The sequence below is a fragment of the Pannonibacter indicus genome, from assembly GCF_001418225.1.
Taxonomy (GTDB): Bacteria; Pseudomonadota; Alphaproteobacteria; order Rhizobiales; family Stappiaceae; genus Pannonibacter; species Pannonibacter indicus.
Window position 1 is genome coordinate 79,254 of record NZ_LIPT01000010.1, and the last position, 22,305, is coordinate 101,558.

The following is a 22,305-nucleotide window of genomic DNA, read 5'->3' on the forward strand; positions in this document are numbered from 1 at the left end:
CCCTGCCAAGGAGTAGCCGCAGTGTTGCGCGGATCAGCTCACTTTTTTGTTAAGCCCGCGCCGGTTTCAGCAACATCAGCCTCCCTTAGGGCATGTTGCCTGCAGGTGCAATGACGCACCGCCCCGCACTCTTTGCACAGAGCGTCAATTATCCGGCATCATTGCGGACAGGACCTGATCTCCAGTGCGGCGCAGGACCAGTCCCGGCGCCCGCGGCAAGGCCCATGCAAGACAGGCTGCGCCGTTTTTGCCGCCCCCCTCAAGACGCATGACGGCCGGAAGACGGGCAAAAGCTGCAGTGGGGAAACCACTGGCCCTTGCAAGGGTGCGGACTTCCTCCCGCAGCCCTTCATCTTGCCGCAACTGCGCCACGGGCATGATCCTGAGGCTCCCCTTAACATCCGGTTTGAGGCAGACACGGTAACGCCCGTCCCAGTGGACGCATTGACCCGGCAGGAGTTCCACCGCGGCCGGCAAGGAGCGGCCCGGTTCCGGCCAGAGCCGCATGCACCCGCCCGCCGAAACATCAAAAACCGCCCCCGCCAGCGTCACCCGCAAGGGGCCACCGGCTAGAAGGCGGCCATCCAGCGCCTCCAGGCGGTCCAGCCGGGGCGGCTGGAGACTGCCGCCCACATGCTGCGCCAGCCGGGCCAGCAGCCGCAGGCGCACCTCTTCAGGCAGCGGCGTCAGGCGCGCAAGGTCGAGACGGGCAAAGTCGGGCACATCACCGGCACTGGCATCCTTCAGAAGAACATCCACAGCCGCATCAATGGCCTGCGCAGCCCGCGCCATCCGGCGGATGGTGGAACTGATACGGGACGGATCAAACCCCTCAAGCAAAAGCCCGGCCTGAAGCTGGCGCAGGCGCACCCGCTTGTAGACGGGATTGCTGTTGGAAGGATCATCCATCCAGGAGAGGCCACGGGCAACAAGGGAGGCCTTGAGGCGGGAACCGGGAACCGTCAGAAAAGGCCGCAGAAGACGCAGACCGAAGGGGCCGCCGGACTGATCCGCTGCCATCGCCGCCAGTCCATAAACTCCGCTGCCGCGGGTCAGCCGGTCGAAGAATGTTTCGATCTGATCATCGAGATGATGGGCCAGCACCAGCGCCTCCACGCCGGACAGATCCATGGCATCAGCCATCAGCCGGTACCGCGCCATGCGGGCTTCGGCCTGAAGATTGGTGAGGCCCTCCGGCGCCTGCCAGGTGAGAATTTTCGCAGGAATCTGCAGGGCTTCCGCCTGCTTCACGACAAACCGGACCTCTTCCGCCGCCTCCGGGCGCAAGCCATGATCAACGGTCAGAACCAGAAGGCGTGGTGCCGGAAATCCGGCAGAGTGCCTTGCGCGGGCCCAGCCGGCAGTCAGATGCAGGAGAGCAAGCGAGTCGCCGCCTCCCGAGACGGCCAGCGCAAGCGAAGAAAACCGCTCCAGCGGCGCCAGAAGACGTGCGGCCTCGTCCTCTGAGACCGGCAATGCGCTGGAAAAATCAGGAGCAGCGGGCACGCTGCTGTTCGGCGCGGGCCTGATCGCGCACCGCCTTCGCCGCATTGGGATATTTCGTCAGAAGCTCGGCATAGGTCGCGCAGGCCGCGCCCGTCTCGCCAAGACCCTTGAGGGAAAGACCCAGTTTCAGCAGGCTGTCGGGTGCTTTCGTGTTCTGCGGATAATCGGTATAGGTCTTCAGGAAAGCGTCGGCAGCACCGCGGAAATCCCCTTGCCCATACAGGCTTTCGCCAAGCCAGTACTGCGCATTGGGCACCTGATCGCTCTGCGGATAGGCCTCAAGGAAGGAGCGGAAGCCCTGTTCGGCGGAGACATAGTCACCCTGAAGCGCAAAATTATAGGCGTTGTCGTAATCGGTTCTGGGATCGCCGGTCATGCCGAGGCTCGCGATCTGGCCGGAGAATTCACCATTGCCGCTGTTGACGCCCGGCGGCGTGCCGCCCGGGGAGATTGGCTGCAGCTGCGGCTGGCCAAACTGGCCACGTGCCAGCGCCGACAGATCCAGCGGCCCGCTGCCGGAAGGCGCGCCCTCCTGATAGACCCCGTCCTGATAACCGCCACCGGCCGCGAACTCGGCATCACCCGACCCCCCCGCCGCATTGCTGCCCGGAGCCATCTGCCCGAGAATGCCCTCTGCGGGTGCCAGACCGGCACCCGCAGTTGCTGCATTGCTGGCCGCGTGCTGCGGCTGATGAGCCGGCGCGGCAGGGCCCGCGTCAGAGCGCTTGCCCGGCTGCTTATGCCCGCCTTCCAGCTGCTGGAAACGGTACTCGTTGTCTTCCTGCATCCGGCGCAGCTGATCCTGCAATTCGCGCAGCTGATAGCTCAGCTGCTCCACCTGACCGTTCAGGCGGCGCATCTGGTCTTCCACGTCGTTGAGGCGCACCTGCGCATCGTTACCGCCACCGCTGCCGAAAAGCTGCGCATTTGCGGACGGCACCGCTGATGCCATCATGCAAACGGCCGCCAGGGCCGCAAGAAGCGTCTTCCATTTCACCATGCTTTACCTCCGGTCTGCCTTGATGGCATCCGATGGATAGCACAGGGCGCGCTGACTTCGGCCAAAATTTGACGGAAACACCGTTCAACCACCAGTTCATATAAAAACAGGCGCGAAGGAAGCCTTCGCGCCTGTCAAATTCTTCTTCACGGGCAGATCAGATCAGCTGCCGGCGCTGTTCAGAACGGTCACAGCGCGGCGGTTCTGGGACCAGCAGCTCTCGTCGTCACACACAGCCACTGGACGCTCCTTGCCATAGGAGATGGTGCGGATACGCGAAGCCGAAACACCGCGCGAGACGAGGTAGTCGCGAGCAGCGTTTGCACGGCGGGCGCCCAGTGCAATGTTGTACTGACGGGTGCCACGCTCATCCGCGTGGCCTTCCATCGTGATGCTGTAGCGGCTGTAGCTGTTCAGCCACTGCGCCTGCTTGTCGAGGGTCGCCTGCGCCTGAGCGCTCAGGGTCGACTGATCGTTTGAGAAGAACACGCGATCGCCGACATTGACCACAAAGTCCTGGCTTGAGCCCGGGGTGGCGTTGGCGCTGCCATCAAGCCCGTCGGTATTGGTGTTGGAGCAGGCAGCCAAGGTCAGCGCAAAACCAATGACAGCCGCCATGCGCGCACCGCGCGCCATCATAGCCGTATTCAACATTCGATAACTCCTCGTCCCGCCGGATCCGGCAAGGTGAACGCATTCTCTACAACAGTGGTTAACAACCGGTTGGCGGCCAGCTCTATCATATAAGAAAGAGCCGGGCACCTCACGTTTTTCTGCGATTCCGGCTCTTCCACACAGGCGTGCCGCCGCCAGAGGCGGCAGCAGATGGCTTCAATCAGTCCAGCAGCGGCGACCAGGCCGGATCCGAGCCGAAGGCCGGAGTGTTGATGCGCTGCTCGTTGTAACCGGTCAGATCCACGGTCCACAACTGCGGACCGCCATTGGGGCCCGGCGTGTCGCGGAAGAACGTCAGCACCCGGCCGTTCGGCGCCCAGGACGGACCTTCGTTATGGTAGCCTTCCGTCAGGATACGCTCACCGGTGCCGTCCGGACGCATCACGCCGATCATGAACCGTCCCTGGTTCTGCTTGGTGAAGGCAATCAGGTCCCCGCGCGGCGACCAGACCGGTGTCGAGTAGCGGCCCGGACCAAAGCTGATGCGCTGCGGATTGGAGCCGTCTGCACCCATCACGTAAAGCTGCTGGGTGCCGCCCCGGTCGGATTCGAACACCACCTGGCGGCCATCCGGCGAAAAGGACGGGCTCGTGTCAATGGCCGGCGTATTGGTCAGACGCGTCGTGGCGCGCGAGCGCAGGTCCATGGTAAAGATATTGGCATTGCCGCCCTGCTGCAGGCTCATGATCACCCGCTGTCCGTCCGGCGAGAAACGCGGCGCAAAGGTCATGCCGGGGAAGTTGCCGACAATCTCGCGCTGACCGGTCTCGATATTGAGCAGGAAAACGCTCGGATCGGCCCCGGTGTAGGCCATATAGGTGATTTCCTGCGTCGTCGGCGAGAAGCGCGGCGTCAGCACCAGTTCATCGCCCCGGGTCAAGTACCGCAGGTTGGCGCCGTCCTGATCCATGATGGCCAGACGCTTGACGCGCTTCTGCTTCGGGCCGCTTTCATCGACGAAAACGATACGGGTATCAAAATAGCCCTTTTCACCGGTCAGACGCTCATAGATGGCATCGGAAATGATATGGCCAAGGCGGCGCCAGTTCTCCGGCGTGGTGAAGAACTGCTGGCCCAGCATCTGCTGGCCGGCGAACACATCCCACAGGCGGAACTCGGCGCGCAGCCGTCCATCCGCCTGGCGGGTGACGGAACCGGAAACGAGCGCCTGCGCCCCGATGGTGCGCCAGTCACCAAAACGCGGGGTCGTCTGGGCGCTCACGTTCTTTTCGATGAAGCTGGCCGGGTCGAGCGGACGGAACAGGCCGGAACGGCGCAGATTGTTGGAGATCACCTCCGTCAGCTGCCGTGCGAGCTGGGCGTCACCACCTTCAGGAGAGAAATCCGGCAGGGCGATCGGCATCGGTTCGATCGTGCCCTGCGTAATGTCGATTTCGATCAGGGCGCTGGCCGGTGCAATCATTGCCGCGCCGGACACCGAGATGGCGCAAACCGCCAGGGCCGCACGCAGGGCCGTGGCAAGGCGCCGTTTAATCTGGAAGGCTCTCATCTTCATCGAGGCTCCGGTTTTTCCTAAAGTCCACCAGTCCGTCATTGATGGACAAAATTGATGACAATCTCACGCCAGGCCTCATATTTGGCCTGTGGCAACGAATAGGGCGCGCATCGCTGCACAGCCCGGATGGTGCTCTGGGCGAGCAACTGCCCATCCACACCGTCTGCCGCCTCTACAACCTGCGGCGTTCCATCCAGTTCCCCGGACGGCGTTAATCTGAACCGCACCTTCACCTCGGCGCTGGTGCCAGCTTGCAGTTGAGGCGGCATCCAGCAGCGCTGGACCGCTTCCCGCAAGCCAGAGATTTCCTGTCCGGTCAGCGTCTGCGTGTCAGACGCCTTGGCCATCGGCGGCACGGCAAGCGCACAAAGCGGCAATGCAGTCTGCATCAGGTGCCTGCCCAGCCCGGAATGCCTCACCCCGCCTGGCCGCCTCATGTGTCAGCCCCCCAGCATCTGGCTTGGATCGAAGTTGATGATGACCTCACGCCAGGCATCATACTTCTCGGCCGGAAGCGTATAGGGCTGGCAGCGCATGACGGCGCGCACGGCACTGTCGGAAGCGGCCCGGAACGAGGGGTTGCCGCTCGAGTTGATCACCCGGGGAGACCCTTCCACTTCGCCAGCCATGCTCAGGTTGAACTGCAGGCGCACGGCAAGATCCGAAGCTCCCGCAGCACCGACCGGCGGGTTCCAGCACCTTGCGATCTGGCCGCGCAGCGCATCCAGCTCCGATACCGTCATCTTGACGTTGTTGTTGCCCGTTCGGCTGCCGAGGGAGGCGGCCTCCTTGGCACCGGCGGTGCCGCCGCCGGAGGGGTCAACCTTGTTCAGCAGCGCGCTGATCTCGTTCGGGTTGAACTTCTCGTCCTTCTTCGGCTGCTGCTGGGCGGTCTGCTGCTGCGGCTTCGGCGGCACAGGCTTGGAACGCGGGGTCACCTTCACCGGCTCGGACATCAGCGGCTTGGGCGCTTCCTCGGCAGGCGCAGCTTCTGCCACGGCCTGCTTGACAGGCTCCGGCTCGGCCTTCGGCGCAGGCTCCGCAACCGGTTTGACCGGTGCGGGCTTCACCGGGGCAGGCTCTGGTGTTGGCGTGGGTGGCGGCGTCGATGACTCCCGCGCGGCAACAGACTGATTAGTCGGCCGGGGTGTCGGCGGCGTTTGCAGTTCGGTCTTCGCCTCCCCGGCCGTCTTGTCCGGCTCAGGCGCCTTCTTGTTGGCTTCCTTGGTGGTGGATTCGTTTGGCTGTTCCTTCAGCTCCGCGGTCTTTTCACCCTTGTGCAGCTGGGTGAATTCACCAATCGGCACCAGATCAACCGGCAGGGACTCCATCGGCTTGGTGTCAAACGGTTCCGCCCCCGGAAGCGCAACAAGCCCCCAGAGCAAAAGAGCCATATGGCCCGAGACGGAAACGATCAAGCCTGTGCGCATGATGCGTCAGGTTCCCTATTCAGCAAGTGTCACAAGCCCAAGTCGCTTGAAGCCGGCGGCGTTGATCCGGCCCATGATCTGCATCATCGTGCCATAGGCCGCCGTCTGATCGCCCTTCACGAAGATCCGCTCCTCATAGCCATTTTCGGCAATGGCAGACAGTTTCGGCACCACCTCATCCAGCGCGATTTCGGTGTTCTGGATGAAGATCTTCCCATCCGCCGTCACGGAAATCGTGATCGGCTCATTGTCCCCCTGCAGGGGCTTGGCCGCCGTCTGCGGCAGATCCACCGGCACACCGGAGGTCATCAGCGGCGCGGCCACCATGAAAATGATCAGAAGCACCAGCATCACGTCCACGAAGGGGGTGATGTTGATTTCATTCACGGGCGCTGCGCGTCGGCCGCCGCGTCTGCGCCGTCCGCCACCACCGCCGCCCGCTCCAACACTCATACCCATGGGTCAGATCCGTTCGTCAATCTGGCGGGACAGGATGGCCGAGAACTCGTCCGCAAAACCTTCCATGCGGGCGGAGAGCTTGGCCACATCCGTCTGCAGCTTGTTATAGGCAATAACCGCCGGAATTGCGGCAAGCAGGCCGAGAGCCGTTGCCAGCAGAGCTTCGGCGATACCCGGAGCCACGACGGCAAGCGAGGTGTTTTCGGACTGAGCGATAGACTGGAACGCCGTCATGATGCCCCAGACCGTCCCGAACAGGCCGATGAAGGGCGCAGCCGAACCAACCGTCGCCAGAACAAGCAGGCGTGATTCCAGGCGCTCCGTCTCGCGTGCAATGGTCACGTCCATCACCCGGTCGATACGCTGCTGCAGGCTGGCAAGAGCCGGCCTTGCGCCTTCATGACTTCGTTTCCACTCGCGCATGGCCGCCACGAACAGGGCAGCCATGGAGTGATTGGCACGGCTCGACAGGGTCTTGTACAGCTCCTCAAGCGACTGGCCCGACCAGAATACAGTTTCAAACCGTGTCATCTGGCGCTTGGTACGGGTAAAAAGCATCGCCTTGTCAACGATGATCGCCCAGCACCAGACCGATGCGATGATCAGACCAAACATCACAAGCTTAACGACGATGTGGGCCTGCCAGAACAGGCCAATGAACGACATGTCGCCATGCGGGGCCGCCATGGTCGTCTGGGCGATTTCATTCATCTAAAAGGGACCTCTTTGCCCGTGGAGTTGTCATCATGAGTTTAAAGCACGCCAGGAGACCTGTTGTGTCCCGGCGGCTTCGGTTTCCTCCCGGACCTTTGGTCTTCCTGACCGCTGAATTTGGCAAAACTGGGACTGCGCAACGCGCGCAATCTCCCCTAAACAAAAGGATTAAGGTTACTGCCCTGTTAATGACGTTGCGTCGCACAAATTGATTTAATCCCAAAGCCTCAAAAAGCTTCCAGAAAAGCCGTGCAAAGCCGTGTGGCGTTTCTCAATCCGGTTGCACCGGCAGCCTGGCTGCCAGCTCCGGCGGCAGACGCACCGGACGGCCGGAAGCCAGGATCACCGCAACGACGACCTGAGCCGAAACCAGCAGCAAACCGTCGCGCCAGATTTCCTGTTCCAGCACCAGGCGGGCGCCCCGCGCTTGGCTGAGGCGGGTGCGAACCTCAAGGAGATCATCGATACGGGCCGGTTTCACGAAGCGGATCACCATGTCGCGTACGGCGAAGACAATCGGCTGCCCGTGGCTGCCTCCGGCGAGCGCCGCATGATGCACTCCGCAGGCCCGCAGCAGTTCCGTCCGGCCGCGCTCGAAGAACCGGACATAGGAACCGTGATAAACGAGCCCGCTGAAATCCGTGTCCTCGTAATAGATGCGGACAGGAAGGACGTGCACACCTTCCACGATCCGGCCATCGGTGGTGCTGTCTTGCTGCGTCATGATGCCATCCGAACTCCCTGCCCGGCCGCATATGCGCCAAACGCCCGGTGCCTGCAAGCCCGCAATGGGCCAGCCAGCACCGGGCGTTCCGGATCCCTCTTCAGATGCTCTGAGGTCAGGCGGCCGCCACCTCGCGCAGGAAGCGTTCCACCGACCGGCGCAGCGTGTCGGCCTGCAGCTTCATGGTGAGCGTGGCTTCCCGCATGGCCGAGGCCGATCCCGAGTTCTCGGAAATATCCGCATTGAGTGCAGCCACTGCATTGGCCACCGCCATGGTGCCATGAGCCGCTTCGGAAACATTGCGGGAAATCTCGCCCGTCGCCGAACCTTGCTCGCGCACGGCGCCGGCAATGGAGGCGGTGTAGGAGTTCACCTCTTCCATCGAGTTGGTGACATCGGCGATCTGGTCCACGGCTTCTGCAGTGGAGTTCTGGATGGCAGAGATCTGGGCGGAAATTTCTTCCGTCGCCTTTGAGGTCTGGGTTGCCAGTTCCTTCACTTCCGCGGCCACGACCGCAAAGCCCCGTCCGGCCTCACCTGCACGCGCCGCCTCGATGGTGGCGTTGAGGGCGAGGAGGTTCGTCTGTTCGGCAATGGCGCGGATCAGGTCCACGACTTCACCGATCTTGTTTGCGGCATTGGCAAGCCCTGCAATCTTCTGGTTCGACGACTGGGCATTGGCCGTGGTGCGGCCGACGACATCCGCGGTCGTGGCAACCTGCCGGGCGATTTCAGCAATGGAGGCATTCAGTTCTTCCGTCGCACTGGCAACCGCCTGCACGTTGGAGGACGCACTCTCCGCATCACCGGCGGCCTGCGCCCCGCGATGGGAGGCTATGTCGGAACGGCTGCTCAGAATGACCGATGTTTCCTCCACGCGGACGAGATTGCTCTCCACCTCCGCCAGCAGCGCCTGCGCCTCTTCCCGGAAGCCCGCAATCAGGCCATCAATGTGCTTCTCACGCTGCTCACGGGCCACATGTCCGGCACGGCGCTCCTCGGCCAGCCGTTCGCGCTCGAGCGAGTTCTCCTTGAAGACCTCGATGCAACGGGCCATCTGGCCGATTTCATCGCCCCGTTCCAGGGCATTGATGGCCACCGAAAGATCGCCATCCGCAATCTGGCGGGCCGTGACGGACAGGGACTGAAGCGGTGCAAACATGCGGCTGGTCAGCCACCACATGACGGCAACGATCGGCAGCAGGCAGGCAATGCCCGCGGTGACCGCACCCCAGGTGATCTGACGCGCTGCCGCGTTCAGTTCTGCGCTTTCGACAGCGGCACCGACACCAAACGGCTTGTCGACGCTCTGGCCATCCGTCACGGTGTAGCGGTAGGCATTGCCGCCCAGTGTCACCAGGCCATCGCCGGAGCGGATGGCATCAAAGCGGAAAGCCTGCGGCGCCTTATCGCCATCGAACACCGCGACATTTCCGGCCGCATCCACAAGCAGGGCAAGTTCCGTCTCGCCAATGCCGCCCTTTGCGGAGATCAGACCCGCCAGCTTGGTCATGTCGACCGTGTAGCCGATGACGCCGAAGAACCGGTCATGCGAGAAGACGGGGGTTGCCAGCGTCAGGCGCACACTGCCGTCCGGCGCTACGAAGAAGCCCGAGGACGTGACCCGTGGCAACGCCGTCTCTGTCCTGTCCGGGATATCGAGAATGGCTTTCGCCGCCACCGTCAGCGGGCCACCCTGCAGTTCGGGTGAACTGAGGTTGCGGGCGAACTCCTCCCCCTTCATGTAGCTGTAGATGACATTGCCATCGAGATCGATGAGTTGAATGTCCTTGAACAGCCCCTGATCCACGAACGAGCCAATAGCCATGTGGATGGGCTTGTGGTTGTTTGCGTAGAAATTGCCTGCGCTCGATTCCACCAGCAGATGCCGCTCGTCCGGTCCATGCGGGTTGTCATCGATAAAGGTCTTGCGGAGCTGTTCGGTCTGATTTTCCTTCAGCACCTTCCAGCCGGCGGTCATTTTCATGACCGCATCCTTGGCATCAGACACCGATGCAAAGAAGCGGGCGGCATCGACACGCTGCTCAAGGGCAAGTTCCAGCGTGCGGTATTTACCGAGTGTTGCGCTCGAAAGTGCCTTGCTCGCCTGACTGTCGGCTACGTCCCCCGCGAGCCGTGCCGTGACAATGACAATGGCAAGGCACATGATGGCTGCACCGGCGAAAAACATCGCGGCAACCTTGTTGGACAAGCGGTTACGGATCATATGGGGTCCCTCCCTGAACTGGGAGGATCGTGAGCATACTTCCCCAAAAAAACCTTAATCAGCGCCGGAAATAAGATACAAGGCGCTGAAACACTGACGTGATGAACACTTTTGATTGCAGTTTCCGGCGACGCACAACGTGACAGGTGTTTTTCCTTAGGTCACACTTCAGCATCATCCGCGAACAGTCCAAGTTGCGGTGCAGCCGAACTTTGCGGTACCGCAAGACCCAGATGCCGGAACGCCTGCGCCGTCAGAACCCGCCCGCGCGGGGTGCGCTGCAGGAAACCGTTCTGGATGAGATAGGGCTCAACAATTTCTTCAATGGCATCGCGCGGTTCGGACAGGGCTGCGGCAATCGTCTCGATGCCCACCGGTCCTCCGCCGAAGTTGAGGGCAATCTGGTTGAGATAACGCCGGTCTAGACTGTCCAGCCCCGCTTCGTCCACTTCAAGCTGGGAAAGAGCCCGGTCGGCTGTCTCCCGGTCCACCGCGTCATTGCCGGCAAAGACGGCAAAATCCCGCACCCGGCGCAGCAGCCGCCCCGCAATGCGCGGCGTGCCCCGCGCACGCTTGGCGATTTCTCGCGCGCCATCCGGCGTCATTCCGACACCAAGAATGCGGGCGCCCCGGTTGACGATCAGTTCCAGTTCCTCAACCGTGTAGAATTCCAGCCGGACCGGAATCCCGAAGCGGTCACGCAGCGGTGTGGTCAGCAGGCCGAGGCGTGTGGTGGCTGCCACCAGCGTGAACTTTGCCAGGTCGATCTTGACCGAGCGGGCGGCGGGGCCCTCACCGATGATCAGATCGAGCTGGAAATCCTCCATCGCCGGATAAAGCACTTCCTCCACCGCAGGACTGAGCCGGTGAATTTCGTCAATAAAGAGGACGTCCCGCTCTTCCAGATTGGTCAGAAGCGCCGCCAGATCGCCTGCCTTGGCGATGACCGGGCCGGACGTAGCGCGGAAATTCACGCCGAGCTCGCGCGCCATGATCTGTGCCAGTGTCGTCTTGCCAAGACCCGGAGGGCCAACGAACAGCACGTGATCCAGCGCCTCACCGCGGGCTTTTGCCGCACCGATGAAGACCTTGAGATTGGCTCGCGCCTGCGCCTGGCCGACAAAATCATCCAGCGCCTGCGGGCGCATAGTGGTGTCGATTTCGTCACCGCGAATTTCCGGCGTGACGAGGCGTTCGGTCTTCTCCATACGCTTTCAACTCCAGACCCCGCCCGTGGCGGAGTGATTGGCACAAGCCCGTGCGGCGCTTGAGCAGATCGGGGGCGCGGTACGTCAGCGCCTCAAAGTCCCGGCATTCTCCTGCCGCTGTCTTACTGGGCCAGTTCCTTCAGGCCAAGGCGGATCAGCGTTTCGGTCGCCGCATCCTCGCCGGCAGACTTCACGGCACGGGCCACGGCCGCACTGGCCTGCGCCTGGGCATAACCCAGATTGGTGAGCGCCGAAACTGCCTCGGCAACGGGACGGGCGGCGGCATTCCCGCTCACCGTCTGTGCCACCGCCAGTGTGTCCGCATCAAGGCTGGAATAGCCCGGCGCCTTGTCCTTCAACTCGATCACCAGCCGTTCGGCCACGCGCTTGCCGACGCCCGGTGCGCGTGCCAGCGCCGCCTTGTCCCCCAGCGCAATAGCGGTTGCCACTTCGCTGGCCTTCAGCACGCTGAGCACCGCAAGCGCCACCTTGGCACCAACACCCTGCACGGTCATCAGCAGGCGGAACCACTCGCGCTCGGCCTCGGAGGAGAAGCCATAGAGCCGGATCATGTCCTCGCGCACGATGGTTTCGATGAAAAGTACCGCCGCCTCACCGGCACGCGGCAATCCCTGCAGCACCCGCGAGGGGCAGAACACCTGATAGCCCACGCCGTGGACATCGAGAATGAGGTGATCGTCACCGTAACTGTCGACCGTACCCTTGAGCTTGCCGATCATGCTGCACCCCATGCCAATGCCTCAGCCTTTGCCCGCACCGCCGAGGTCTTGCGATGGTGCGCGTGACAGATGGCGATTGCCAGGGCATCCGCCGCATCATCCGTATCAAACTGCGCCTTGGGCAGCAGGATCTTCACCATGTGGCGGATCTGGTCCTTTTCGGCATGCCCCGTGCCCACCACGGTCTTCTTCACGAGATTGGGTGCATATTCGGCCACTTCCAGCCCGTGCAGCGAAGGAACCAGCAGCGCAATGCCGCGCGCCTGGCCAAGCTTCAGCGTCGCGCCGGCGTCCTTGTTGACGAAGGTCAGCTCAACGGCGGCCTCCTGCGGCGCATTCTCGTCGATGACCTTCTGCAGCCCGTCATGCAGCTGCACCAGCCGGGCGGCCAGTTCCCGCTTGTCATCCGACGTGACGGTTCCGGCGGCAACAAAGGTCAGCCGGTTGCCCAGCGCCTCAATGAGGCCCCAGCCGGTGCGGCGCAGGCCGGGATCAATCCCGAGAATTCGAATCGGATGTATCATAGAACAAACCGGTAACAAAACTCTGGCCTTGACGCTAGTGCGAGGGGCTTCTAACGCAGGCTAGCTGCGAAGTTATCCCGCCCTGCGGAAAGGAAGCCCCTTGCAGGACCTCATCACCGCCTATGGCTGGCCCACCCTGATCACCGGCCTTCTGGTCCTCTTCACCGGGGGTGTTGTGCGTGGCTTTGCCGGTTTCGGTGCAGGCATGATCTTCATGCCCGTGGCCTCCGCCCTGTTCTCGCCGCCAGTGGCGGCGGGGGCGTTTCTGCTGCTGGACTACTTCGTCACCCTGCCGCTGCTGCCGCGCGCTATGCGCCTGTGCGACTGGCCCACGGTACTGCCTGCGGTTCTGGCGGCGATTGTCTCGGTGCATCTGGGGGCGTGGCTGCTGGTGAGCGCCGATCCGCTGGTCCTGCGCTGGATCATCTGCCTTGTGGTGCTGGCGGTGCTGGGGCTGCTGATCTCTGGCTGGCGCTATGCTGGCGCGCCCTCGCCCGCCACCTCCGCCGGCGTCGGCGCTGCGGCAGGCATTATGGGCGGCGTGTCGCAGGTTTCCGGCCCGCCGGTGGTTGCCTTCTGGCTGTCGAGCCCGCATCCCCCGCATATGATCCGGGCAAATCTCATCGTCTTCTTCGCGCTGGCGGGAACGGGAAGCCTGCTGGCCTATCTGATTGCTGGGGTTTTCAACGGCCGGGTGCTGGCACTGGCGGGCGGCGGCATCGCCGTTTATGGCCTCGGGCTTTATCTCGGCGCGCGCGGTTTCAGACAGGCCAATCCGCAGCTTTACCGCCGCATCGCCTACAGCCTCATTGCCCTTGCCGCCCTGACGAGCCTGCCTGCGCTGGATGGCTGGCTCGGGCGTTAAGGCAAAAGAAAACCCGGCCAGAAGCCGGGTTCCCATGAATTCGCACGACAGAAACGGCTCAGCCTGCGAGGCTCGCCATGGTTTCCTCGTCGATGTCGAAGTTGGCGTAGACGTTCTGCACGTCATCGTCATCTTCCAGCATGTTGATGAGCTTCATCAGCGTCTGGGCCTTGTCCGCGTCCACTGGTGTCAGGTTCTGCGGCTTCCAGACGATCTTGACCGATTCCGGCTCACCCAGCGTTGCTTCCAGGGCCTTGGACACATCGCCCAGATCCTCGAAGGCGCAGATGATGACGTGGTTGTCCTCATCCGACTGAACGTCTTCGGCGCCCGCCTCGATGGCAGCCTCCAGAACCGCCTCGGCACCCCCGGCCTTGGCCGGGTAGATGATCTCGCCGACCTTGTCGAACATGAAGGACACCGAACCGGTTTCGCCCATGGCGCCGCCGCACTTGGTGAAATAGGAACGCACGTTGGAAGCGGTACGGTTACGATTGTCGGTCAGCGCCTCGACGATGACGGCAACGCCGCCGGGGCCGTAGCCCTCATAGCGGATTTCGTCGTAGGACTCAGCGTCACCGCTGTGCGACTTGTTGATGGCCCGCTGAATGTTTTCCTTGGGCATCGACTGGGCCTTGGCGTTCTGAATGGCAAGGCGCAAGCGCGGGTTAGAGGCGGGGTCCGGATCGCCGTGCTTGGCCGCAACGGTGATTTCCTTCGACAATTTGGAGAAAAGCTTCGACCGGGCAGCGTCCTGGCGGCCCTTGCGATGCATGATGTTCTTGAACTGTGAATGTCCGGCCATGGTCTTCCCGGCAGTTGAGACGGCCAGAGCCAAGGCCCGTCAGGACCAGACAATGCTCCGGCGCATGAAGAATGGGCAGCCTTATAGGCAATGACGCGGGTAAAATCCAGACACCCCGCCGCTTCTCTTGCGCACGGAGGGCCGGATCTGCACTTTTGTCATGCCAAAGCGCGGGGATGCTGACGCATCACGCCTTGGAATTGCTCAAGTGCCGCACGGGCTTGAGCAACTCCCGGTGAGGCATTCCCACCGGGAGTTGCTGTCAGCGCCAGAAGTGCGGGATCACCTGCTCCAGCCGCCCGCCCATGCGCAGCGGCGAGACATGAATAGCAAGGCCCGTGCGGTCATCGGTTTCCACCGCCACGCCGCAAATGGTCGCATCGCCCAGCGCCGGGGTGAAGCGGCTGGAAGGCACCTTGCGCAGGAAGCGCTGCACCGGCTCTTCCTTTTCCATGCCGAGCACGCTGTCATAATCGCCGCACATGCCCGCGTCGGACATATAGGCCGTGCCGCCCGGCAGAATCTGGTGATCCGCCGTCGGCACATGTGTGTGCGTACCCACCACAAGGCTGACGCGGCCATCGAGGAAATGCCCCATCGCCTGCTTTTCGCTGGTGGCTTCCGCATGCATGTCGATGATGATCGCATCCACCACATGGCCGAGCGGACAATCGGCAATGGCCCGCTCCACGGCGGCGAAGGGATCATCCAGCGGGTCCATGTAGACCCGGCCCATGACGTTGACGACGGCCACCTGCGCGCCGTTGCGGGCAGAGTAGATGTTGACGCCGCGTCCCGGCGTTCCGGCCGGGAAATTCACCGGACGCAGCAGGCGCGGCTGCCGGTCGATATAGACGAGGGTTTCGCGCTGGTCCCAGACGTGGTTGCCGGTGGTGACCACATCGGCGCCCGCATCCACCACTTCCTGAAGGATCTGCTCGGTGATGCCGAAGCCGGAAGCGGAATTCTCGCCATTCACCACGACGAAATCGAGGCCGTTTTCCTCGATCAGGCCCGGCAGAGCCTCAATGGCAGCGGTGCGGCCGGCCCGGCCGACCAGATCACCCAGAAACAGAAGCTTCATCGGTCCTCTCGTGTGTGAAACCAGCGCAGCCCGGTTTCAGTCAGGATGCCGTGGAGAAACTGGTCATGCGGTTCTGTGGGCACCTGATCCACTTCCTGGACTGAAAAGGCAAGCCCGATGCGAAGGACCGGGCCGTCTTTCTCCAGCGCGGCAATCGCCGTGTCGTAGTGCCCCTTGCCGTAGCCCAGCCGCCCGCCGCGCGCATCAAAGGCCGCCAGCGGCACCAGCATCACATCCGGGCGCATGTTTGGAGACGCTTCTTCAGGCACGCTCGTGCCAAAACCTGCCGGCACCAGTTTCGTTTCCCGGTCCAGCTTGCGGAACAGCAGATGCGGCTTTGCGACGACGGGCAGGCAGAGAGGATGGCCGCGGGATGCCAATTCATGCATCAACGGACGCGGATCGATCTCGTCGCGAATCGGCCAGAAACCGGAGACGGTTTCGCCGGGCTTCAGGTTCAGCCCGTCCACGTGAGCGGTCAGGGCAAGGGAACACTCGATCCGCTGCACAGCCGTCATCGCCGCACGGCGCGCCAGCGCCGCTGCGCGGATCTGCTGTTTGGCCTGAACAAGATCGGTGAGAGCGTTGCGGGTGTCAGTGGCGGGCATCGAACCTCGCAGGGAACCGGTCCGGCAATCGGTGGGACTGCCATCCAGCGCACCTTTTCAGGCACCGGCGGGCCGCAGATCCGGCCCTCGGAAGAATTGTTAAAGTGCAGCCACGGCGACCGTTGGAATTGCAATCCCGGGAAACCTACAGTGTAGGTGGGCGCCGTGTGTTCCAGCCCAGGGGCCGGATCAGGGACAGCTCCCTAGGGAATGCGTAAGGCCCCGGGGATAATGTTTCCTGACGGGAAGCGCAGCTGCTGAACCAGATATAGAGCCAGAGCGCTGCATTTGAAAGCCCTTCGCGCAACCGCAGGCGTCATCGTCCCCCGCAGGGCTGCATTCAATCGGTCTTGAGGCTGCGGGTCAGGCCTTCGGCCAGCGCCTCGATCTTGCGGGCAGCCTCGTCGATGCGCAGCACGGCAGTGGCCTCATAGCGGTTGATATGCTCCAGCGCTGCCTGACGCGCGTCGCGCACCATGGAAAGCTCCTGCTCCAGTTGCTGCACGCGCTTTTCCAGCTCGACCAGTTCGTCAATCACCATGATTCCCGCCATGACGGTCAGCCGCTGGTCACCGATCTCACCGAAACTGCCCCGCAACTGGTTGATGCAGCCATCAAACCGCTCGGCAAGACCGATCAGCCGCTCCTCCTCGCCGTCGTCGCAGGCCATGCGGAAGGCCCTGCCGTTGATGGTGACGGAAATCTGCGCCATCCGCCCTCAGCCTCCGTGTGCTTCGAGAACGGAGCGGATCGTCTCCATGGCGGACACGAGGCGGCGGGACACTTCGCGGTTGGCGTCTTCCAGGCTCTGCGCCCGGGCCTCGGCCTTGTCCAGGTTCATCGCCAGCTGCGAGCGGTCCTCGCCGAGGCGCTGAATGTCGTCATGCAGGGCGTTGAGGGAATGGTCGCCATCCAGCCGCCGGCCAACCGACGTTTCCAGATGGGAAATGGCAGCCGCAAGGCGCGTCAAGGCAGCATCCAGAGACTGGCTATGACCTGAGCCCAATTCTGCCATCAAACCGCATCCACTTTCAAAATCCGCCTTCAGGACCCTGCGTAGGGGTATTTCCTGAGCGTAGACCACCAGCGCCCGCTGGCGTGACACATATGGCCCGCCGCAAAAACTAAAGCAAATTGCGAGCAGGCGGCAATAACCGGATGACCACACTTAACGGAATTCGCCCGGACCGCCTTCGCGGCATAAAGATTAAGCAATCGTTAAAAGCGCCGTCAATGGCGGCATTCGGCTCTGCGGCGTTTCTCCCCCGCCATCCCGTCATTTCATGCAAGTGCGGCCTTTATTGACACCACTAGGGTTCCTGTTATTTGTCGGGCTCCCTGCAGGGCTGGCGAGGGCATGGGAGATGGCAAAAGGCCGATCCTCATCATCTCCGGCACCAGGAAAACAGATTCTCAGGTAGCCCTGCGGCCTGCCGCATGTAGCAACGGGATGAACATGACTGATCTTGAAAAGCATCACCGCATGGCGAATGCGATCCGCTTCCTCTCCATGGACGCGGTCGAAAAGGCCAAATCGGGCCATCCCGGCCTTCCAATGGGCACCGCCGACATCGCCACGGTCCTGTTTACGCAGTTCCTGAAGTTCAACCCCACCGCCCCGCACTGGGCCGACCGCGACCGCTTCGTGCTGTCCGCCGGTCACGGCTCCATGCTGCTCTATTCCGTGCTCTACCTGCTCGGATATGAGGATTTCTCACTCGACCAGCTGAAGAATTTCCGTCAGATCGGCGCCCGCACGGCCGGCCATCCGGAATTCGGCCATGGCGCCGGCATCGAGACGACCACCGGCCCGCTGGGCCAGGGCCTTGCCAACGCTGTCGGCATGGCCATTGCCGAGAAGCTGCAGGCGGCCCGTTTCGGCGAGGATATCGTCGACCACTACACCTATGTGCTGGCCGGTGACGGCTGCCTCATGGAAGGCATCAGCCAGGAAGCCCTGACGCTCGCTGGCCACCTGAAGCTGAACAAGCTGATCGTCATCTGGGATGACAACAACATCTCCATCGACGGCAAGATCGATGTGACCGATTCCACCGACCAGATCGCCCGTTTCGAGGCCTCCGGCTGGGCCACCAGCCGTATCGACGGCCATGATCCGGAAGCCATCGCCAATGCACTGCGCAAGGCGCAGGAGAGCGACAAGCCGACGCTGATTGCCGCCAAGACCGTGATCGGCTTCGGCGCTCCGACCAAGGCCGGCACCAACAAGGTGCATGGCTCGCCGCTGGGCGCGGATGAAATCGCCGCCACCCGCAAGGCGCTGAACTGGAGCCACGAGCCCTTCGTCGTGCCGAGCGACGTGCTGGACGCCTGGCGCATTGCCGGCCTGCGCTCCGCCCATGCGCACAAGAGCTGGGAAAAGCGCTTCGCCGCCAAGGATGCGGAAACCCGCGCCGAGTTCGAGCGCCGCAACCGCGGTGACCTGCCGGCCGGCTTCGATGAAGCGATGCTGACCTACAAGCGCAAGCTGTTCGAGGAGCAGTCCGCGCTGGCCACCCGTCAAGCCTCCGAGCATGTGCTGAACGTGGTCAACGAGGTTATCCCGGAGACGATCGGCGGCTCGGCCGACCTGACCGGCTCCAACAACACCAAGACCCCGCAGACCAAGGCCGTAACACCGGGTGACTTTTCCGGCCGTTACATACACTGGGGCATCCGCGAGCACGGCATGGCCGCCGCCATGAATGGCATGGCCCTGCATGGCGGTGTCATCCCCTATTCCGGCACCTTCCTGGTGTTCTCCGACTACTGCCGCCCGGCCCTGCGCCTTGCCGCCCTGATGGAACAGCGCGTCATTCACGTGATGACCCACGATTCCATCGGCCTTGGCGAAGACGGACCCACCCATCAGCCGGTGGAGCATTACGCTGCCCTGCGCGCCATCCCGAACCTCTACTTCCTGCGCCCGGCCGATGTGACCGAGACGCTGGAGTGCTGGCAGATTGCGCTGACCGCCGCCAAGACCCCGTCGGTGCTCGCCCTCACCCGTCAGACCCTGCCCTCGCAGCGCAAGACCTTCGAGGAAGAGAACCTCTGCGCACGCGGCGCCTATGAACTGGCGGGCAGCGAAGAAGCTGCGGATGTGACGATCTTCGCCTCCGGCTCGGAAGTCGAAATCGCCATGAACGCCCGCGAAAAGCTGATGGCTGACGGCATCCCGGCCCGCGTCGTCTCCGTGCCGTGCTTCGAGCTGTTCGAAGCCCAGTCGGACGACTACAAGGCCTCCGTCATCGGCAGCTCGAAGGTAAAGATCGCGGTCGAGAGCGGCATCCGCCTCGGCTGGGACCGCTTCATCGGCAACGACGGCATCTTCGTCGGCATGCATGGCTTCGGCGCCTCGGGCCCCTACAAGGAGCTCTATGCCCACTTCGGCATCACCGATACGGCGGTTGTGGACGCTGCCAAGGCGCGCCTCGGCGCCTGATCCGGCCCCGGAGCAGCGGGCCATCGGGCCTGGCTGCCGCCGGAAGACACCAGAACTCTCGCCTCCGCCGCTCAGGCGGGGGCTCCTGAGCCCGGGCAGGCCCTCTCCTGCCCTTTCGCAAGGCCGGCCCGGTCTGGGCTGGCGAAAGGCGTCCTCCATAACGGCGCCACGCATGTATGGGAGTTACTCACATGGTGACCAAGGTTTCGATCAATGGATTTGGCCGCATCGGCCGCAACGTTCTGCGCGCGATCGTCGAGTCCGGCCGCACCGACATCGAAGTCGTCTCCATCAACGACCTCGGCCCGGTGGAGACCAACGCGCATCTGCTGCGTCATGATTCGGTGCATGGCAAGTTCCCGGCGGCCGTCACTGTCGAAGGCGACAGCATCCGCATCAACGGCGGCAAGCCGATCAAGGTGACCGCGATCCGCGACCCGAAGGAGCTGCCGCACGGCGAGCTGGGCGTCGACATCGCCATGGAATGCACCGGCATCTTCACCGACAAGCCGAAGGCCGAAGCGCACCTCGCCGCTGGTGCCAAGCGCGTTCTCGTCTCCGCTCCGTCCAACGGCGCTGACAAGACCATCGTTTACGGCGTGAACCATGATGCGCTGACGGCTGCCGACCTCGTCGTCTCCAACGCTTCGTGCACCACCAACTGCCTGGCTCCGGTTGCCTATGTCCTCAATGCCGCCATCGGCATCGAGAAGGGCTTCATGACCACGATCCACTCCTACACCGGCGACCAGCCGACACTGGACACCATGCACAAGGACCTGTACCGCGCCCGCGCCGCAGCCATGTCCATGATCCCGACTTCGACCGGTGCCGCCAAGGCCGTGGGCCTCGTGCTGCCGGAGTTGAACGGCAAGCTGGACGGCGTGTCCGTGCGCGTGCCCACCCCCAACGTCTCCGTGGTGGACTTCAAGTTCATCGCCAAGCGTTCCACCACCGTGGAAGAGATCAACAGCGCCATCCGCGACGCTGCCAACGGCAAGCTGAAGGGCATCCTCGGCTTCACCGACGAGCCGCTGGTGTCCATGGACTTCAACCATGACAGCCACTCCTCGATCTTCCACATGGACCAGACCAAGGTCATGGACGGCACGCTGGTGCGCATCATGAGCTGGTACGACAACGAGTGGGGCTTCTCCAACCGCATGTCGGACACCGCTGTGGCACTCGCCAAGCACATCTGATGCACCACTGACTGAAGGGCGGGCCCGGTGCCCGCCCTTTTTCCTTCTGCCGGGGCAAGTCCCCGATGGCACGCCGTGATCCGGCCTCTCCCGTGATCCGCAGGCCAGCGCTTCACGTTCAGGCGCCCCGCATTACGGCGGCGCAGCTTTCAAGCCAGCTCTCAAGGATGAGATCCATGTCCTTCAAAACCATCGACGATATTCAGGAACCTGCAGGCAAGCGCACCCTCGTGCGTGTGGACCTCAACGTCCCCATGAAGGACGGCAAGATCACCGACGACACCCGCATCCGCGCTGTTGCCCCCACCATCCGCGAACTGTCGGACAAGGGCGCGAAGGTCATCCTGCTCGCCCACTTCGGCCGCCCAAAGGGTGAAGCCGTGGCGGACATGAGCCTTGCGCCGGTGGCCCCGGCTGTTGCTGCTGTCATCGGCCGCCCGGTTGCCTTCTGCGCCGATTGCATTGGCGAAGCTGCGGCCGGTGCCGTTGCTGCCATGCAGGACGGCGATGTGCTGCTGCTGGAGAACACCCGTTTCCACAAGGACGAGGAAAAGAACGGCGCCGAATTCACTGCTGCTCTGGCCGCCAATGGCGACCTCTATGTGAATGACGCCTTCTCCGCCGCGCACCGCGCCCACGCCTCCACCGAGGGCCTTGCCCGGCTGCTGCCCGCTTATGCCGGCCGCTCCATGCAGGCCGAGCTGGAAGCTCTGGGCGCGGCTCTTGGCTCGCCCAAACGCCCGGTTCTGGCCGTTGTTGGCGGTGCAAAGGTGTCTTCCAAGATCGACCTGCTGGAAAACCTCGTCAGCCGCGTGGACATGCTCGTCATCGGCGGCGGCATGGCCAACACCTTCCTCGCCGCCAAGGGCGTCAACGTCGGCAAGTCCCTGTGCGAGCATGACCTTGCCCCGACCGCGCTGAAGATCATGGCAGCCGCCGAAAAGGCCGGCTGCGAGATCGTGCTGCCGGTGGATGCAGTCGTCGCCCGCGAGTTCAAGGCAGGCGCGGCCAATGAGACCGTCAGCCTCGACGCGATTCCCGCCGATGCCATGATGCTGGATGTGGGCGCTGCCTCCATCGAGACGGTGAAGGCCAGGATCGACGGGGCTTCCACCCTGGTGTGGAACGGCCCGCTCGGCGCCTTCGAGATCGAGCCCTTCGACAAGGCAACCGTCGCCGCTGCGCAGCATGCGGCCCGCCGCACCAAGGACGGCAAGCTGCTCTCCGTCGCAGGTGGCGGTGACACGGTGGCTGCCCTCAACCACGCAGGTGCTGCCGGTGACTTCTCCTATGTCTCCACCGCTGGCGGGGCGTTCCTCGAGTGGCTGGAAGGCAAGGACCTGCCGGGCGTAACGGCCCTGCAGGCCTGAAGCCGGCATCTCCTCAAGTCTTGCAGTGCGCCAGTCCAGTATTGGCGCACCGCAATGCCCCCGAACACCCGCCACGGCGGGCAATTAATTCGGGCACCAAATTAAAAATGTCCGAATTTTCCTGCGTTTACCGGCATTTAAATTGATTTATGGGCTGCGGCCCCATCTTCCCAAACTGCTGGATTTTGTTAGAACGGCCACGG

General features: G+C 63.1%; 22 protein-coding genes and 1 other RNA gene. 4 read left to right on the top strand and 19 right to left on the bottom strand.

Features of this window, described 5'->3' with window-relative positions:
- Positions 1–144: 144 nt before the first annotated feature.
- From tilS to ruvC, 13 genes are all read right to left on the bottom strand, one after another.
- On the bottom strand, positions 145–1,506 hold the full coding sequence (gene tilS, locus ASC48_RS14230) for a tRNA lysidine(34) synthetase TilS (protein ID WP_167345144.1): 1,362 nt from the start codon (positions 1,504–1,506) through the stop codon (positions 145–147).
- Entirely contained in the window at positions 1,490–2,506 is a 1,017-nt protein-coding gene (gene ybgF, locus ASC48_RS14235) for a tol-pal system protein YbgF (RefSeq protein WP_055456395.1), read from the bottom strand. Before ybgF ends, tilS begins: the two co-directional genes overlap by 17 nt.
- Before the next feature lie 162 nt (positions 2,507–2,668).
- A complete protein-coding gene (gene pal / locus ASC48_RS14240; RefSeq protein ID WP_055456396.1) occupies positions 2,669–3,160 on the bottom strand; it encodes a peptidoglycan-associated lipoprotein Pal in 492 nt (163 codons plus the stop codon).
- Between the two features lie 181 nt (positions 3,161–3,341).
- Positions 3,342–4,697 (bottom strand): Tol-Pal system beta propeller repeat protein TolB, encoded by a 1,356-nt coding sequence (gene tolB, locus ASC48_RS14245; RefSeq protein WP_055456397.1) that lies wholly within the window; start codon positions 4,695–4,697, stop codon positions 3,342–3,344.
- Between the two features lie 35 nt (positions 4,698–4,732).
- On the bottom strand, positions 4,733–5,086 hold the full coding sequence (locus ASC48_RS14250; RefSeq protein ID WP_141658968.1) for an energy transducer TonB: 354 nt from the start codon (positions 5,084–5,086) through the stop codon (positions 4,733–4,735).
- A gap of 51 nt (positions 5,087–5,137) precedes the next feature.
- Positions 5,138–6,127: an energy transducer TonB gene (locus tag ASC48_RS14255; protein ID WP_055456399.1), complete on the bottom strand. Its 990-nt coding sequence runs from the start codon at positions 6,125–6,127 to the stop codon at positions 5,138–5,140.
- Positions 6,128–6,142: 15 nt separating this feature from the next.
- On the bottom strand, positions 6,143–6,586 hold the full coding sequence (tolR, locus tag ASC48_RS14260) for a protein TolR (protein ID WP_055456400.1): 444 nt from the start codon (positions 6,584–6,586) through the stop codon (positions 6,143–6,145).
- A 3-nt stretch (positions 6,587–6,589) separates the two neighbouring features.
- Positions 6,590–7,297, bottom strand: coding sequence for a protein TolQ (tolQ, locus tag ASC48_RS14265; protein ID WP_050472476.1), 708 nt, complete (start codon positions 7,295–7,297; stop codon positions 6,590–6,592).
- A gap of 274 nt (positions 7,298–7,571) precedes the next feature.
- On the bottom strand, positions 7,572–8,024 hold the full coding sequence (gene ybgC, locus ASC48_RS14270; RefSeq protein ID WP_055456401.1) for a tol-pal system-associated acyl-CoA thioesterase: 453 nt from the start codon (positions 8,022–8,024) through the stop codon (positions 7,572–7,574).
- Positions 8,025–8,139: 115 nt separating this feature from the next.
- The gene (locus ASC48_RS14275) at positions 8,140–10,251 is read right to left on the bottom strand and encodes a methyl-accepting chemotaxis protein (protein ID WP_055456402.1); all 2,112 of its coding nucleotides are present in this window, start codon (positions 10,249–10,251) and stop codon (positions 8,140–8,142) included.
- Positions 10,252–10,412: 161 nt separating this feature from the next.
- Complete coding sequence (gene ruvB / locus ASC48_RS14280) at positions 10,413–11,459, bottom strand: Holliday junction branch migration DNA helicase RuvB (RefSeq protein ID WP_055456403.1); 1,047 nt, start codon at positions 11,457–11,459, stop codon at positions 10,413–10,415.
- Positions 11,460–11,581: 122 nt separating this feature from the next.
- Positions 11,582–12,199 carry a Holliday junction branch migration protein RuvA gene (ruvA, locus tag ASC48_RS14285; RefSeq protein ID WP_055456444.1) on the bottom strand — a complete coding sequence of 206 codons (618 nt, stop codon included), beginning with the start codon at positions 12,197–12,199 and terminating at the stop codon, positions 11,582–11,584.
- Positions 12,196–12,723 carry a crossover junction endodeoxyribonuclease RuvC gene (ruvC, locus tag ASC48_RS14290; RefSeq protein WP_055456404.1) on the bottom strand — a complete coding sequence of 176 codons (528 nt, stop codon included), beginning with the start codon at positions 12,721–12,723 and terminating at the stop codon, positions 12,196–12,198. Before ruvC ends, ruvA begins: the two co-directional genes overlap by 4 nt.
- Before the next feature lie 100 nt (positions 12,724–12,823).
- On the opposite strand from ruvC, the gene ASC48_RS14295 reads away from it, so the two are divergent.
- Positions 12,824–13,588 (top strand): sulfite exporter TauE/SafE family protein, encoded by a 765-nt coding sequence (locus ASC48_RS14295; protein ID WP_055456405.1) that lies wholly within the window; start codon positions 12,824–12,826, stop codon positions 13,586–13,588.
- Positions 13,589–13,646: 58 nt separating this feature from the next.
- On the opposite strand, the gene ASC48_RS14300 is transcribed toward ASC48_RS14295, so the two are convergent.
- The 6 genes from ASC48_RS14300 to ASC48_RS14320 form a co-directional block, all read right to left on the bottom strand.
- Positions 13,647–14,393, bottom strand: coding sequence for a YebC/PmpR family DNA-binding transcriptional regulator (locus ASC48_RS14300; RefSeq protein ID WP_055456406.1), 747 nt, complete (start codon positions 14,391–14,393; stop codon positions 13,647–13,649).
- Positions 14,394–14,655: 262 nt separating this feature from the next.
- Positions 14,656–15,477 (bottom strand): TIGR00282 family metallophosphoesterase, encoded by an 822-nt coding sequence (locus tag ASC48_RS14305; protein ID WP_055456407.1) that lies wholly within the window; start codon positions 15,475–15,477, stop codon positions 14,656–14,658.
- Positions 15,474–16,085, bottom strand: a complete 612-nt coding sequence (locus tag ASC48_RS14310) for a 5-formyltetrahydrofolate cyclo-ligase (protein ID WP_055456408.1) — start codon at positions 16,083–16,085, stop codon at positions 15,474–15,476. The genes ASC48_RS14305 and ASC48_RS14310 overlap by 4 nt, the downstream gene beginning before the upstream one ends.
- 103 nt (positions 16,086–16,188) lie before the next feature.
- A non-coding RNA gene (gene ssrS / locus ASC48_RS19370) (6S RNA) lies at positions 16,189–16,345 on the bottom strand.
- Positions 16,346–16,425: 80 nt separating this feature from the next.
- The gene (locus ASC48_RS14315) at positions 16,426–16,797 is read right to left on the bottom strand and encodes a cell division protein ZapA (protein WP_055456409.1); all 372 of its coding nucleotides are present in this window, start codon (positions 16,795–16,797) and stop codon (positions 16,426–16,428) included.
- 6 nt (positions 16,798–16,803) lie between these two features.
- Positions 16,804–17,100, bottom strand: a complete 297-nt coding sequence (locus ASC48_RS14320) for a DUF4164 domain-containing protein (protein WP_055456410.1) — start codon at positions 17,098–17,100, stop codon at positions 16,804–16,806.
- Between the two features lie 441 nt (positions 17,101–17,541).
- Between ASC48_RS14320 and tkt the strand changes: the two genes are divergently transcribed.
- The 3 genes from tkt to ASC48_RS14335 all read left to right on the top strand — a co-directional run bounded on the left by tkt (position 17,542) and on the right by ASC48_RS14335 (position 22,102).
- Entirely contained in the window at positions 17,542–19,530 is a 1,989-nt protein-coding gene (gene tkt / locus ASC48_RS14325) for a transketolase (RefSeq protein ID WP_055456445.1), read from the top strand.
- A gap of 191 nt (positions 19,531–19,721) precedes the next feature.
- Positions 19,722–20,732 carry a type I glyceraldehyde-3-phosphate dehydrogenase gene (gap, locus tag ASC48_RS14330; protein ID WP_055456411.1) on the top strand — a complete coding sequence of 337 codons (1,011 nt, stop codon included), beginning with the start codon at positions 19,722–19,724 and terminating at the stop codon, positions 20,730–20,732.
- 176 nt (positions 20,733–20,908) lie between these two features.
- Positions 20,909–22,102 carry a phosphoglycerate kinase gene (locus tag ASC48_RS14335; protein ID WP_055456412.1) on the top strand — a complete coding sequence of 398 codons (1,194 nt, stop codon included), beginning with the start codon at positions 20,909–20,911 and terminating at the stop codon, positions 22,100–22,102.
- The last annotated feature ends 203 nt before the right edge of the window (positions 22,103–22,305 follow it).

Coding starts and splice junctions, on each gene's coding strand:
- ybgF (WP_055456395.1), bottom strand. CDS start 2,506: ATGGTGAAATGGAAGACGCTTCTTGCGGCCCTGGCGGCCGTTTGCATG.
- pal (WP_055456396.1), bottom strand. CDS start 3,160: ATGTTGAATACGGCTATGATGGCGCGCGGTGCGCGCATGGCGGCTGTC.
- tolB (WP_055456397.1), bottom strand. CDS start 4,697: ATGAAGATGAGAGCCTTCCAGATTAAACGGCGCCTTGCCACGGCCCTG.
- ASC48_RS14250 (WP_141658968.1), bottom strand. CDS start 5,086: ATGCAGACTGCATTGCCGCTTTGTGCGCTTGCCGTGCCGCCGATGGCC.
- ASC48_RS14255 (WP_055456399.1), bottom strand. CDS start 6,127: ATGCGCACAGGCTTGATCGTTTCCGTCTCGGGCCATATGGCTCTTTTG.
- tolR (WP_055456400.1), bottom strand. CDS start 6,586: ATGGGTATGAGTGTTGGAGCGGGCGGCGGTGGTGGCGGACGGCGCAGA.
- tolQ (WP_050472476.1), bottom strand. CDS start 7,297: ATGAATGAAATCGCCCAGACGACCATGGCGGCCCCGCATGGCGACATG.
- ybgC (WP_055456401.1), bottom strand. CDS start 8,024: ATGACGCAGCAAGACAGCACCACCGATGGCCGGATCGTGGAAGGTGTG.
- ASC48_RS14275 (WP_055456402.1), bottom strand. CDS start 10,251: ATGATCCGTAACCGCTTGTCCAACAAGGTTGCCGCGATGTTTTTCGCC.
- ruvB (WP_055456403.1), bottom strand. CDS start 11,459: ATGGAGAAGACCGAACGCCTCGTCACGCCGGAAATTCGCGGTGACGAA.
- ruvA (WP_055456444.1), bottom strand. CDS start 12,199: ATGATCGGCAAGCTCAAGGGTACGGTCGACAGTTACGGTGACGATCAC.
- ruvC (WP_055456404.1), bottom strand. CDS start 12,723: ATGATACATCCGATTCGAATTCTCGGGATTGATCCCGGCCTGCGCCGC.
- ASC48_RS14300 (WP_055456406.1), bottom strand. CDS start 14,393: ATGGCCGGACATTCACAGTTCAAGAACATCATGCATCGCAAGGGCCGC.
- ASC48_RS14305 (WP_055456407.1), bottom strand. CDS start 15,477: ATGAAGCTTCTGTTTCTGGGTGATCTGGTCGGCCGGGCCGGCCGCACC.
- ASC48_RS14310 (WP_055456408.1), bottom strand. CDS start 16,085: ATGCCCGCCACTGACACCCGCAACGCTCTCACCGATCTTGTTCAGGCC.
- ASC48_RS14315 (WP_055456409.1), bottom strand. CDS start 16,797: ATGGCGCAGATTTCCGTCACCATCAACGGCAGGGCCTTCCGCATGGCC.
- ASC48_RS14320 (WP_055456410.1), bottom strand. CDS start 17,100: ATGGCAGAATTGGGCTCAGGTCATAGCCAGTCTCTGGATGCTGCCTTG.
- tkt (WP_055456445.1), top strand. CDS start 17,542: ATGACTGATCTTGAAAAGCATCACCGCATGGCGAATGCGATCCGCTTC.
- gap (WP_055456411.1), top strand. CDS start 19,722: ATGGTGACCAAGGTTTCGATCAATGGATTTGGCCGCATCGGCCGCAAC.
- ASC48_RS14335 (WP_055456412.1), top strand. CDS start 20,909: ATGTCCTTCAAAACCATCGACGATATTCAGGAACCTGCAGGCAAGCGC.